This is a genomic window from Streptomyces sp. XH2, assembly GCF_049725035.1.
Classification (GTDB): Bacteria; Actinomycetota; Actinomycetes; order Streptomycetales; family Streptomycetaceae; genus Streptomyces; species Streptomyces roseoverticillatus.
This window is the reverse complement of sequence record NZ_JBMMMZ010000001.1, coordinates 379,457-392,663: the sequence shown is the minus strand read 5'-3', so window position 1 is coordinate 392,663 and position 13,207 is coordinate 379,457. Positions and strand designations below refer to the sequence as shown.

The 13,207-nt window shown below is 72.5% G+C and carries 8 protein-coding genes; all 8 read right to left on the bottom strand.

The window, feature by feature from the left end; all coding sequences use genetic code 11:
* Genes ACOTKD_RS01765 through ACOTKD_RS01730 form a run of 8 tightly spaced genes read right to left on the bottom strand, consistent with a single transcriptional unit; the run spans nucleotide 1 to nucleotide 13,162 of the window.
* A complete protein-coding gene (locus tag ACOTKD_RS01765) occupies nucleotides 1-1,539 on the bottom strand; it encodes a right-handed parallel beta-helix repeat-containing protein (RefSeq protein ID WP_424887015.1) in 1,539 nt (512 codons plus the stop codon).
* Between the two features lie 9 nt (nucleotides 1,540-1,548).
* Entirely contained in the window at nucleotides 1,549-3,525 is a 1,977-nt protein-coding gene (locus ACOTKD_RS01760) for an alginate lyase family protein (RefSeq protein WP_424887014.1), read from the bottom strand.
* Nucleotides 3,522-5,732: a bi-domain-containing oxidoreductase gene (locus tag ACOTKD_RS01755; protein WP_424887013.1), complete on the bottom strand. Its 2,211-nt coding sequence runs from the start codon at nucleotides 5,730-5,732 to the stop codon at nucleotides 3,522-3,524. The genes ACOTKD_RS01760 and ACOTKD_RS01755 overlap by 4 nt, the downstream gene beginning before the upstream one ends.
* An 18-nt stretch (nucleotides 5,733-5,750) precedes the next feature.
* Nucleotides 5,751-7,685, bottom strand: a complete 1,935-nt coding sequence (asnB, locus tag ACOTKD_RS01750; protein WP_424887012.1) for an asparagine synthase (glutamine-hydrolyzing) — start codon at nucleotides 7,683-7,685, stop codon at nucleotides 5,751-5,753.
* A gap of 3 nt (nucleotides 7,686-7,688) precedes the next feature.
* A complete protein-coding gene (locus ACOTKD_RS01745) occupies nucleotides 7,689-9,215 on the bottom strand; it encodes a Wzz/FepE/Etk N-terminal domain-containing protein (protein WP_424887011.1) in 1,527 nt (508 codons plus the stop codon).
* Complete coding sequence (locus ACOTKD_RS01740; RefSeq protein ID WP_424887010.1) at nucleotides 9,212-10,579, bottom strand: Wzz/FepE/Etk N-terminal domain-containing protein; 1,368 nt, start codon at nucleotides 10,577-10,579, stop codon at nucleotides 9,212-9,214. Before ACOTKD_RS01740 ends, ACOTKD_RS01745 begins: the two co-directional genes overlap by 4 nt.
* A complete protein-coding gene (locus ACOTKD_RS01735) occupies nucleotides 10,576-11,856 on the bottom strand; it encodes a glycosyltransferase family 4 protein (RefSeq protein WP_424887009.1) in 1,281 nt (426 codons plus the stop codon). Before ACOTKD_RS01735 ends, ACOTKD_RS01740 begins: the two co-directional genes overlap by 4 nt.
* Nucleotides 11,846-13,162, bottom strand: coding sequence for a nucleotide sugar dehydrogenase (locus ACOTKD_RS01730; protein ID WP_424887008.1), 1,317 nt, complete (start codon nucleotides 13,160-13,162; stop codon nucleotides 11,846-11,848). Before ACOTKD_RS01730 ends, ACOTKD_RS01735 begins: the two co-directional genes overlap by 11 nt.
* Nucleotides 13,163-13,207: the final 45 nt, after the last annotated feature.

The following is a 13,207-nucleotide window of genomic DNA, read 5'->3' as shown; positions in this document are numbered from 1 at the left end:
TCAACCACCGGCCTGCGGCTGGAAGGTGCTGCCCGCGTCCTGCTGGTACGGCGTGCCCTGCCACTGCTCGAAGTCGAGCATCCGGCTCGGGTCGTGGGCGACGAAGCTCCACGGTCCGAGGTAGACGTTGTCGTGCCAGTGGTTCTGCTGCTTGTGGGTGATCGCTTCAGCCACCGGCTGGCCCTTGTACGGCGACCAGTCCGGATAGGTGCCGTAGTTGGCCAGCACCGCCATCCGGGCGCACTTCACCGTGCAGTCGACGACGGACTTGTCCAGCACGAAGCGGTTGTTGTGGATGTCCACCCGCTGGGTCTTCCACCGGCAGTCGGCGTAGAGCGGCGCGGTGGCGATCGTCGGCTGTGCGCAGCGCTTGGTGTTCTTCACCAGCAGCGTGCAGTCACCGGAGGAGGTGTTGGCCGGGCTGTTGCAGAACCGGTCGGCGTTTTCCCACAGGGTGATCCCCGACCAGTTGTTCTCCAGCACGTTCCCGTAGAGCTCGATCTTGTCCGTGCGGGCCCGGATCCGTGGTTCGCCGCCGGACTCGGACAGATAGACGGTCGCGAACGGGAAGTCGTCGCCGCGGTCGGCGCTCCTGCGGCCCTCGACCCAGTTGTTCCGCCGGATCGTGTTGTTCCGGATGAGCGCGTTGTAGCTGGTCTCGTAGAGCAGCGCGGCACCGTCGTTGGCCTCGAGCACGTTGCCCTCGATGCGGAAGTCGTTGTTATTGGTGTCCGCCCACAACCCGGTCCCGCGGTTGTCGTGCACCCAGTTGCCGCGTACGTCGGCACCGTTGACGGCCCAGAACTTGACGCCTCCGGTGCAGCCGCAGCCCTCCTGCCGCCGCTCCCAGTCGTCGGTGTTGTTGCCCGTGATCTCATTGCCCTCGACCACCAGGCCGCTGATGGGGTCGCCGGTCTTGTACGCGTTCATTCCGTACTGTCCGTTGCCGCGCAGGCAGCTGGCGCGGACCTGCTGGCGGGCACCGGCCATCAGCCCGGCGCCGGAGTTGTCCCGGATCGTCGCGTGCTCGATCACCCACCCGTCGGCCGAGTCATGGTTGACCACGCCCTCGTTCTGCGGGGCGACGAAACCCTGCACGGTCAGGTAGCGGATGGAGACGTTGCGGGCGGTACCGCCGAACGCGTACTGGTTGGTCTTCCGGCCGTCGAGCACCGCGCCCGGCGCGCCGAGGTAGCTGTCCCCCTCCTTGGGGACGACCTGGGCGTAGCGGTCCGATTCGAGCCTGTGCGTGCCCGGTTGGAGCCAGAACGTGGTGTTCGGGGGGCTGCTCTTGGTCTTCGCGGCCAGGTCCCCGACCACCGCGGGGTCGACCGTCACCGCGCCCGCCGGCGCCGTCGCCGGCCCGGCCCCGGGCTTGGCGCACACCCGGGCCACGGACGCGGAGGGCGCCCCGGACGTGGACGGCGTACCGGCCTGCTCCGCCGGGTCGTCCGACGTGCTCGTGCAGCCGGTCGCCGCCGGCAGGACCAGCACCAGCGCTGCCGCCGGCAACGCCCAGTGCTGCCACTTGATCTCCACGCGCCCCTCCTAGCCGTGGAACCCGAGTACGGTGGTGAACCCCTCCGCGCCGTCGGCGAAGCCGGTGCCGATCAGCGTGGTGGAGGGTTCCTTGCGCCCGAATCCGGCGGAGTACCAGCCCAGCGGCGGGGCCGTCTCGCCGCGGTGCGCGCGCCAGCTCAGCTGCCCGGGCAGGTCGAGCACCGCGGAGCGGTCCTCGCCGTCCCGGGTCCAGGTGAGCACTGCCCGGTTCCCCACCAGGTCCACGGCGATCGCCGGGCCGAGGTGGAACGCCAGGCGCACGGCCCGGCGCGGACCGTGTTGTCCGTGAACCTCGTCCACCACCCGCAGCTCCTTGGCCGCGGCCGTCAGCTCCACCCGGCGGCGGTGCACGGAGCCCTGGTAACCGTCGTGCTCGGCGCGCCAGCGGGCGGTCCCGCCGTCGGAGGCGCCGGAGGCGTCCGCGACCAGGACGCGGCTGCGGGCATGCCGGGTCCACAGGAACGGGCCGCCGGAGACGGACTGGTCACCGCCGTCCAGTTGCAGGGTGTTGTGGCCGAGGGTCGACCGGAAGTACTGCCGCCACTCGGGCTGCCCGTGGTAGCAGAACGTCCCCGGATCGGCGAGCACGTCGACCCCGTCGTGCCGCACCTCCACGGACAGCGCGTCCGCGTGGGCATGCGCGGCGATGGACAGGAACCCGTGCGGGCCACCGTCGCAGCGGCACCAGATCTCCGCCGGGCCGCGCAGGATGGTCATGCCCGCGTCGGCGAAGTGGGCCGGCCGGCTCGCCGGGCGGCTCACGGCCGGTGAGGTGCCGTTCTTCGCGTACGGCCGGATGAGCGCGGCCAGCAGCGGGGTGCGCACATCGGTTCCGGTCACCTCCGGCCACCAGGCGAGCCGGCCGAACACGGCGTCCCCGGTGGCCAGCAGCGAGGCCCAGCGGTCGGTGCCCGCGCCGTCCACGACCAGACCGTGCCCGTCGTCCGCGTCCCCCTGGCGCGGCGGCCGCAACCGGTTGTCCACGATCGCCGCGAGCGCGTCGGTCATCCGCAGGAGCACCAGCCGGACCGACGCGGGGACGGGCACGCCGGCGGCATCCGCCTCGGCCACCGCGGCCAGGCCGAGCTCCAGCACCAGCCCGTGGTACTCCGTGGCCAGCTCGCGGTTGAGGCCGGAGCCGAAGGTGTTGCCGCGCAGATGCCGCTCCAGCGACCGCAGCGCGCCGGCCCGCCACCGCGCCGAGGAGGGGAACCACCCGAACGCGCAGGCCGCGGCGAACTGCCCGGCGGCCTCGGCGATGACGTGGTTGTTCGCCGAGGACCCCCGGCTGGGAAAGGCGGCCAGCCAGCGCTGGTGGTGCCAGATCTGGTGCAGCGCCACCGGGTTGCCCTCGAACAGCCCGGCCGCGCCCGGCCAGCCGTCCAGCAGCCGGCGGATCCACACCCAGGACAGCAGCCGGATCCCCAGCTCGATGCCGCTGATCCAGTGCACTCCGCGCAGCGGCGCGTTGGCCGCCCACCACGACCGCAGGTGCTCGGCCACGCGCTCGGCATACCGCTCGTTCCCGGTGACCGCGTAGGCGGCGGCGAGCACGGTGAGGTACTGGTGCCGGGACAGCTCCCAGATCTGCTTGACGTCCCCGGCCGCGTCCTCGTTCCGGTACGGCACGTCGAAGGCGTAGCCCCACGGAGCCCGCCGCCCAGTCTTCGGGTCGTACCACCAGTCCGGGTCGGCCAGGTCGTCGCGGTCCACCCCGAAGTACCCGGCGTGCCCGGCCATCAGCCGGTCCGCCTCGGCGATAAGACGTTTCGCGGCGTCCGGCGGCACCGCGGCGATCGTCCCGGCGGGCAGCACCGCGGTGAACCGGGCGCCGGTCACGCTCGGGGAGTCCGGCAGCGCCGAGCGCCACCGCCGCCTGCGCACCGCGTCGCCCACCCGGCCGCCGACCTCCCGCGGGCCCATCCGGGACAACCGGCGCAGGTACCAGCCCGCGCTCATGGTCATCGCGCCCTCGCCAGCGTCACCGGCGCACCACCGGTCAGCGAGGCCTGTACGGCGAGGGTGGCCGCCGTGGTGGCGGCCAGGGACTGAAGCGGCACCGGCATCGGCCCGCCGGTCCGCACGGCCTTGACGAACGAGGCCAGTTCGGCGTTCTGTCCCTTGTCCCGGGCCTGGGGCAGCCGCGAACTGACCCACCGCTTGCGGCCGGCCGTGCTCTTTTCGGAATACAGCGAGGCACGGACGAAGTCGTCGAGCCGCAGCACCTTGCCGTCCGCGACGAGGTCCAGCGTCTCCTTGGGGAAGCCGGGCGCGCCCGTGGTGACGTAGCTGATGGTGGCGGTGGACCCGTCCGGGTAGCGGAGCACGACGTTCAGGTCCTCGTTGCCGGGCGTGGCGACCGCGTACACCGAGACCGGATCGGCCTCGAGCAGCCAGCTCGCCGTATCGATGAAGTGCCCGCCCTCGCCGGCGAACCGCGAGCCCTCGGTGCCCTGCTGGAGGTACCAGCTGCCGTGCTGCAGCCGGCCCGCGTTGACCAGGTAGCGGAGGCTCGCCGGCCCGGTCCGGGCGCCGAACCGCTTCCTGGCCTCCTGCAGCAGCGGCGCGAACCGGCGGTTGAAGCCCACCTGCAGCCGGTCGTTGCCGGACTCCTCCACCGCCGCGAGCACACCGGCCAGCTCGTCCTCGGTGAGGGCCAGGGGCTTCTCCACGAACACCGCCTTGCCGGCCAGCAGCGCCCTTCGGGTCAGCTCGGCGTGCGAGCTGTGCCGGGTGACCACGAACACCGCGTCGACGGACTCGTCGCCGAGCACGGCGTCGAGATCGGTGGTCGCCCCGGCGAAGCCGAACTTCCGCTTCGCGTTGGCCGCGGACAGCGCCGTCGTGGTGACGACCGTGGACAACTCGACGCCGTCGCGCTGCGCCAGGTGCGGCAGCAGCATCGACGTCGCATAGTTCCCCGCGCCGACGAACGCCAGCCGTACCGGGGTCTTGACGGGCCGGGCCGGGGCGGGCACTGCGCCGCTGCGTCTCACGGCGGGCACGGCCATCGCCGGGGCCTCCGCTTCCCCTTCGCCTTCCCCTGAGCGTTCGGGGTACCGGAACAGCACGGCCACGGCCTTCAGGTCGCCGTCCTTCAGGCGCCGGTACGTCTCGACGGCGTCGTCGAAGCCGGCGATGTGGGAGACCAAGGGCTCCACGTCGACGCGGCCGCGGGCGAGGAGGTCGAGGAAGCACGCCAGGTTGCGGCGCTCGGTCCAGCGCACGTAGCCGATCGGGTAGTCCCTCCCGTCGAGCTCGTATTCCGGGTCGTAGCGCCCGGGGCCGTACGAGCGGGAGAACCGGACGTCGAGCTCCTTCTCGTAGTACGCGTTCCACGGCAGGTCCAGGCGGCACTTGCCGATGTCGACGACCCGGCCGCGGTCCCGGCTCAGGCGGGCGGCCAGCTCGACGGGCTGGTTGCTGCCGCCGCCGGCCGCCAGGTACACCTGGTCCACGCCGTGACCGCCGGTGAGCTCGGCGACGGCGGCTTCCACGGCCGCGGAGGCGGGGTCGCCGCAGGCGGCGGCGCCCAGGCGCTCGGCGAGCTCGCAGCGCGCCGGGTCGGGATCGGCCCCCACGACGCGGACCCCCGAAGCGCCCAGCAACTGCACCACCAGCTGCCCGATCAGCCCGAGGCCGATGACCAGCGCCACGTCGCCCAGCCGGGGCTCGCCGCGGCGAACGCCCTGCAACGCGATCGACCCGACGGTGCCGAAGGCCGCGTGCCGCGGCGCGAGGCCGTGCGGCACGTGGGCGTAGAGGTTCTTCGGCACCCAGTTCAGCTCGGCGTGCAGCGCGTGCTCGTTGCCGGCGCAGGCCACGAGGTCGCCGGCCTTCACCTCGTCGATCCCGGCGCCGACCTGCTCGACCACCCCGCACAGCGAGTAGCCCAGCGGCGTGTAGGAGTCCAGCTTGCCCATCACCTTGCGGTAGGTGGCGGGCACCCCGTTGGTGGCCACGCTCTGCATGACCTTGGCCACCTGGTCCGGCCGGGAGCGGGCCTTGCCCAGCATCGACATGCCGGCCTCGGACACCTTCATGAGCTCGGTCCCGGTGGATATCAGCGAGTAGGCGGTGCGGACCAGCACACCGCCCGGCTTGCACCCCGGCACCGGAACGTCGAGCACCGCCAGCTCGCCGCTCTTGTAGTTCTGCACGACCTGTTTCACCCGAACTCCTCTGAATTCCTAAGCCGTCAACCGAGTGCTCTGGCCGGACCCAGAGGTCGCGTCGCGATACCAGTACTCGAGGGTCAGCACGTGCCACAGATGCTTGGAGAAGTCCCGCTGCCCGGAGGCGTCCTCGGCGACCATGCGCGCCAGCGCGTCGCGGCGCAGGAGCCCGGAGCCGACGAGCACGCCGTCGTGCACCACCTCGCGCACCAGCGGCGCCAGATCCCGGCTCATCCAGGCCCGCAGCGGGGCGCTGAACAGGCCCTTGGGCCGGTAGACGATCTCCCGGGGCAGGACCGAGACGGCCGCCTCCTTGAGGACGGCCTTGCCCTGCCGTCCGACGATCTTGCGTTCGCCGGGCACGGCGAACGCCGCCTTGACCACCTCGACGTCCACGTACGGCACCCGCACCTCGGTCGACGCGGCCATGCTGGAGCGGTCCGTGTACGCGAGGTTCAGGCCCGGCAGGAACATCCGGGCGTCGCCCAGGCACATGCGGTTGACGAAGTCGTCGAGGTCGTTGTCCTGATAGACGTCCGCGTGCTCGGCGAGCACGTCCTCGACCGTCCCGGCCAGGTCCGGATCGACCAGGGCGAGCAGCTCCTCCCGGTCGTACAAGGTGTAGCTGCGCCGGAAAGCGGTCTCCTCCGGCAGATCGGCGAAGGAGAGGAACCGCTTCGCGAACCGCACCGACCGGTACCCCCGGCGGGCCGTGGCCACCGGCAGCCGGTCCACGGCTTTGGACAGGCCGCGCCGCAGGGGCCGCGGGACGCGCTGGTAGCGCAGCGCGATCAGGTTGGCCAGGTGCTTGCGGTAACCGGCGAACAGCTCGTCGGCGCCCATGCCCGAGAGCATCACCTTGACCCCGGCCTCCCGGGCGGCCGAGCAGATCAGGAAGGTGTTGATCGCGGCGGGGTCGCCGATCGGCTCGTCCAGGTGGTACGTCATCCGCGGCAGCAGGTCGAGCACGTTCGGAGCGATCTCGATCTCGTGCAGGTCGACGCCGAAGCGCTCGGCCACCCGCCGGGCGTAGCGCAGGTCTTCCGGCATCGCCTCGAACCTGGCGTCCTCGGCGCGGAACCCGATCGTGTAGGCGGAGATCCCGGGTTGGTGCCGGGCCGCAAGCGCGGTCAGATAGCTGGAGTCGAGACCGCCGGAGAGGAAGGCCGCCACGGGCACGTCGGAGAGCAGGTGGCGCCGCGTCGACTCCTCGACGACGGCGGCCAGGTCCGGTCGCTCGCCCCTGCGGGCCCGCTCGCGGCCCTCGGCGGCGACGTCCTTCAGGTGCCAGAACCGGCCGCGCTCCACCCGGCCGTCGGGCCGGCACCGGAGCCAGCTCCCCGGCGGCAGCTTCTCCGCCTCGCGGAACGCGCAGCGCGAGTCCGGCACCCAGTAGTACAGCAGCGAGGCCACCAGCGCCGCATGGTCCACCTGCAGCGTCCCGCCGGTCACGGCGGCGAGCGCCTTGAGCTCGGAGGCGAACACCAGGCCCTCGCCGCGCCGGAGCAGGAACAGCGGCTTGATGCCGAGCTGGTCGCGAGCGAGCACCAGTTCACCGGTGCGCTCGTCGAAGATCCCGAACGCGAACATGCCGCGCAGCCGGGGCAGGCAGCCCGTGCCCCAGCGCCGCCAGGCCTCCAGCAGCACCTCGGTGTCGGAGGTGCCGCGGAAGCGCACCCCGGCGGCCGCCAGCTCGGCGCGCAGCTCGGGCGCGTTGTACAGCTCGCCGTTGTACGTCAGGACGAGGCCGTCCGAGGCCATCGGCTGGGCGCCGGTCCCGGACAGGTCGATGATGGCCAGCCGGCGGTGCCCGAGGTGCACTTCGCCGTCACCGACGGGGTGGCCGTACCGGCCCGCCCCGTCCGGACCGCGGTGGGCGAGGGTATCGGTGAGCCGGTCGGTCACGGCCTTCCCGTCCGGCCACCGGTAAGTGCCTGCGATGCCACACATGTCCTACCGCGCCTCCTGGTCGCTGTCCCGGAGCTTTGCAGCCCATGGCGACCGGTTCGTCTGCAACGGGTCCGTCCCGTTCTGCCGGGCCGGCCGCTCGCTGCCGCCCCGCAGCGCGACGTGCAGCCCGTCCCACAGCGTGCCGTCGGTCCGGTCACGCGGATCGGGGTCGATCAGCACCACACCGATCACCGGAATGCGCTGGTCAGCGAGTTGCCGCGCCACGGTGTGCAGCCATGCGGCGCTGCCGTGCCCGGCACGCACGACGAGCACGGTCCGGGTGCCGAGGTACCGGAGGTCGGTCCACGCCGTGCCGGGCGCCACCGAGCCGACGCCGAGCCGGCGCTCCTGATGCGACACGGCCGCGGCACGCTCGCCGCTGACCACGACCGGGTCTCCCGGCCGCCGGCCGTTGGCGAGCTGCGGGCCGGGCAGACCATCGACGACGACCACGGGTCCCTCCGCCGCCAGAGCCCCGGCGAGGTCCAGGGCGATCAGGCTCGCGCTGTGCGCACAGCCCAGTTCCAGCAGCGACACCGGTTCCGCGGAGCCCCGTACGGTGCGGGCCAGGGTCGTGGTGAGCCGTTCGCGTGCCGCGTCGTGGCTCCGCCGGCGCTGCCACGGCACGGCCGGCAGGCGCGGCGCGCGGCGCAGCTCCGCGATGACCGAGGCGCCCAGGTTCGCCGCGATCTCCCGGCGCAGCACGGGGCGGTCCGCCACCACCGCGCCGACCGCGGCCACCGCGAGTCCGAGGGCGAGTCCGAGGGCGAGCCCGACCGCGGCGTCGGTGAGGGCGGTCCTGGGCAGGGAGTGCCGCACCGCGCGCGGGGCGTCCACGATCTGTGTGCCGGCGATGAGCTTGGGCGTGCCGGTGCGCGCCTCCGCGGCGCGCTGGCCGAAATCGGCGATCCGCGTGGTGAGCTCGGCCCGGCGGGCGAAGAGCGACTCGATGCTCGCCGACGCCTTCGGGTCGCTTCCCGGCGAGCGGTCCCCGATCGCCTTGTTGACCTGGGCGAGCTCGTCCTGCATACGGTCACGCTGGTCGAGCAGGGCCTTGGCCTCGGCGTTCGCGGCTTCCTGCAGCCGCCTCACATGGTCCGCGACGAACGCGTCCGCCAGCGCCTCGGCCCGGTCCGTCGCTTCCGCGGTGCTGTCACCCGTCACCTTGATCTGCAGCAGGTTGTTGGTCAACCCGGTACCCCCGTAGTGCTGCATGAAGTCCTCCGGCTTTTCCGGGGAACCGAGGGACTGCAGAGCCTTACCGGCGACCCTCGTGGTGCGCAGCAGCGCGACGTCGGTGCGGATCAGCGTTCCGGGGTCGTTCGGCTGGTCCGCCTGATGCGCGACCAGCACCGTGGTCACCGCGGTCGGTGGCGGCGGCAGCAGGACCGCCACTGCCGCGCCGAGCAGCAGCCCCAGCAGCGCCAGGGAAGACCAGAGGCGGCGCCGCCTGCGCACCGCGGCCACCAGCGTCTGCAGGTCGAGCAGCGGCGCGGCGGCCGAGGGTTCCGAAGTCGTATGCGTCGTCACCCTGAACCTCCCCTCGCGCCGTCGCCGACCGCGAGCGCCGGCGTGGCGTCCTCCGCAGGACGGCCGGCAGATCGCGCCGGACGGGCCCGGACCATGCCGGCGACGACGAAGCCGACGACCTCGTGCTTGGCATCCGCACACGCCTCGGCGACGCCGGCGAGCTCCCCTGCGGTCCAGCTGCCCGCGCTGAGCACGACCAGGGCACCCGACTCGCTGTCGCCGTCCGGAACCAGCGGCCGGGACACCGGAACCTCCACCACCCGCAGCAGCGGATCGCCCCCTGCCTCGGCGACGAGCTGCCCGGCGGCCCGGCGGGCGGTCTCGTCGCCGTCCGGGACGACGACCAGCAGCCGCCGGGGGGCCGGCAGCCGGCCCCGGAGGCGGGCACACACCCGCCGGTAGCGGATCTGCCGGCCGGCCTCGTCGCCGCAGGCCCGCGGGTCCGGTACGTCCCACCGGACGTCGACGCCCAGCAGTCGGCGGATCCGGGCCCGCGGGCCACGGCCTTCCGGCCGGTGCGCGGGCCGTTCACCAAGAACGTCGACGGCGCCGAGCGGTGCCGAGCCCAGCGCCGCGGCGATCTCCGGTTCGGTGCGCAGCCGGCGGCTCTTCCGCGCGGCGGTGAGATGGCCGATGACCGCGAGCAGGAAGAACAGCAGCGCCCCGGCGACGATGAGCTGCACCCTCGTCGGCGGTGCCTCGCCGGACGGCCGGGCAGCCGGCCCCATGACGAGCATGTTGGCCTTGTTGGCGGCCGGGGCGGCCTGGTCCAGCTTTTTGACGGCCTCCTGCAGCGCGGTGCGCAGCTTCGCGAGTTCGGTGCGGGTCTGCACGCTCTCCACGCTCTGTCCCGCACCGGCCGCATCGGCGAGGTCGGTGATGCGGCGGCTGGTCTGCACCACCATCTTCCGCAGCGCTTCGGGCCCCGACGCCGCTTCGGAGTCGGAGTTGTCGCCCGCGATCCGCGCGGCGAAGGTGACGAACTGCTGGGCCATCTGGTCGGAGAGCTGCTGCGCGCGCTTCGGGGTGTCGGCCGTCCCCGAGATCTTGATGATGTTCCCGTCGGTGGCCTTGGCGCTCACCTGGTTCCGCAGCTTGCTGCTGCTGACCCCGGTCCAGCCGAGCGTGACCGCCGCGCGGCCGACCACCACGGAACTGGTCGCGATCTCCGCCTGGGTCAGCAGCGCGCGCTCCTCCCACTGCCCCGGCAGCAGTACTGATGCCGACGTCGTGTAACGCGGCGGAAACAGCAGCGAGGTGCCGTAGCCGACGAGCGCACCCACCACGGTGAGGATGGCGAGAAGCCGCCGGCGCCGACGGATGATCCGGCCGATCGTGACCAGGCGTATCGTGTCGTCGCTCAACGGCGCGGCCTCTTCCGTACCCGGCCCGGGTCGCCCGCCGGCACCGGAGCGCGGTCGCGGCAGGCAGCGGCGTAGGCGGCGAGCAGAGACGCTTGCGAGTTCCGCCAGGAGAGCGGCCCGCCGATGCGTTCCTGGCCGATCTTGCCCATCCGGGCCCGCTTCTGCGGATCGTCGAGGAGCAGCGCGATGAGCCCCGCGAACTCGGCCTCGTCGTTGGCGGGCGCGTAGACGGCGGCGTCACCGGCGGAGACGCGCGCCTCCCGGAGGTCGAAGGAGACGATCGGCCGGCCCATTGCCATGTACTCCAGGACCTTGTTCATGGTCGACACGTCGTTGAGCGGATTGCGCGGGTCGGGTGAGAGGCACACGTCCGCGGTGGACAGGTAGCGCACCAGGTCGGCGTCCGGAACGCGCCCGGTGAACTGCACCTGCTCGGACAGTCCGAGCCGCCGGGACAGCTCCACCATCGCGTCGAAGGCGTCACCGGAGCCGACGAACACCGCGTGCCAGTCGGTCCGCCCGAGATCGTCGCGCAGCTTCGCGAGGGCCCGCAAGGCGTAGTCGACGCCGTCCTGCGGACCCATGACGCCGAGGTAGCACAGCAGATGGGGCTTGCCGCGCTTCAACTCCGGCTCGGGCGGAACGGGTTGGAACCGGTCGGCCTGGGGAGCGCTGCGCACAACGAAAACGTCAGCAGGGCGTCTACCGCCACGGCGCACCGCGACGTCCCGGTAGCTCTCGTTCGTGGCGAGCACCACGTCCGCGGCCCGGTAGGTCCGCCGTTCCAGGGCTCGCACGGCGCGGTAGAGCACGTCCTCACCGCGGTCGAACCGGGAGAGGTACAGCTCGGGGACCAGGTCGTGCTGGTCGAAGACGAACCGCGCGCCGCGCCGCTTCAGCCACAGCGCCGGCAGGAACAGCAGGTCGGGCGGGTTGCAGGCGTGGACCACGTCGACCGGGCCGACCTTGCGGGCCAGCCGGACCGTATGCCACAGCGCCGATCCGTACTCCCGCAGGTAGCCGGCCGGCCCTCCGGTGGCCGCGCGCAGCGGGTAGCGGTGGATCCGCACCCCGTCGATCTCCGCCTCCGGCTCCGTGTCCCGCTTCTCCCCTTGAGGACAGATGACGTGCACCGTCCAGCCCGCGTCGCGCAACGTCGTGCACTCCTGCCACACCCGCCGGTCGAACGGCACCGACAGGTTCTCCACCAGGATCAGCGCGCGACGGGCCGGCCCGTCGCCGCTGGTTGCGTCACCGAACGATGTGTCACCAAGCAAGGCCCACGTACCCCGGTTCGGCCCGGCGCGCCTCGGCGTCGGGAAGGCGGATGAGATCGACGATCACCGGGCCGTCGCCATGGGGCAGCGCCGCGAGCACGTCCGGATCCCTGGTCCCGACCAGGCACACCTCGGCATGCTCGAGCACCTCGCCGACGGACTCCGCGAGCAGCTGCGCGAGGTGCGGCAGCCGGGTCTCGATGTACTCGCGGTTCGCGCCGAGCAGCCGGGAGAGGTTCACGTTGGGGTCGTAGATCCGCAGGTCGTAACCCCTGCCGAAGAGCCTCTCCGCCAGCTCGACGAGCGGGCTCTCGCGGAGGTCGTCGGTGCCGGGTTTGAAGGACAACCCGAACAGGCCCACCCGGCGCTTGCCGGCGCGCTCGACCAGCTCCACCGCGCGCTGCAGATGCGCGGAGTTGGAGGGCAGCACGTTGGCGAGGATGGGCACCGAGACGTCGGCCCGCCGCGCCGCGTGGACCAGGCTGCGCAGGTCCTTGGGCAGGCAGGAGCCACCGAAGGCGAAGCCGGGCCGCAGATAGGCGGGGCTGATGTTGAGCTTGCGGTCGGCGAGGAACACGTCCATCACCTGGTGCGAGTCCACCCCGAGCGCCTGGCACACCGTGCCCAGCTCGTTCGCGAAGCCGATCTTGAGGCCGTGGAACGCGTTGTCCGCGTACTTGATCGCCTCGGCCGTCGGGACCGGCACCCGGAACACCTCGCCGGGCAAGCCGTCGTACAACGCCGCCACCACGTCGCCGCTCGCCGGGTCGAGCTCGCCGATGACGGTCTTGGGCGGGTCGAAGAAGTCCCGCACGCTCGTGCCCTCGCGCAGGAACTCCGGGTTGACCGCGACACCGAAGTCCACCCCGGCCGTGCCGCCGGCGTACTTCTCCAGGATCGGCACCAGCAGGTTCAGGCAGGTGCCCGGGAGCATGGTGCTGCGGAACACCACGGTCTGCCGCCCACCCCGCTCGGCCACCGCGGCACCGATCTGCTCGGTGACCCGCTCCAGGTACGTGGTGCACAGGCTGCCGTTGGGCTCCGACGGCGTGCCCACGCAGACCAGCGACACCTCGCTGCCCATGATCGCCTCGCGGACGTCACCGGTGGCGCGCAACGCCCCGGCCCGCACGACCTCGGCGATGAGCTCGCCGATCCGCTCCTCGACCACCGGGGCCTTGCCGTCGTTGACCAGGTCGACCTTCACCTGGTTCACGTCCACCCCGATGACCTCGTGACCGAGGCGGGCCAGGCACGCGGCCGACACGCAGCCCACGTAGCCGAGCCCTAAGACGCTGACTCTCATGACGCGTTCCTCCCCCCGGGCAGGCCCTCGTGGCCTGCCGTCCGT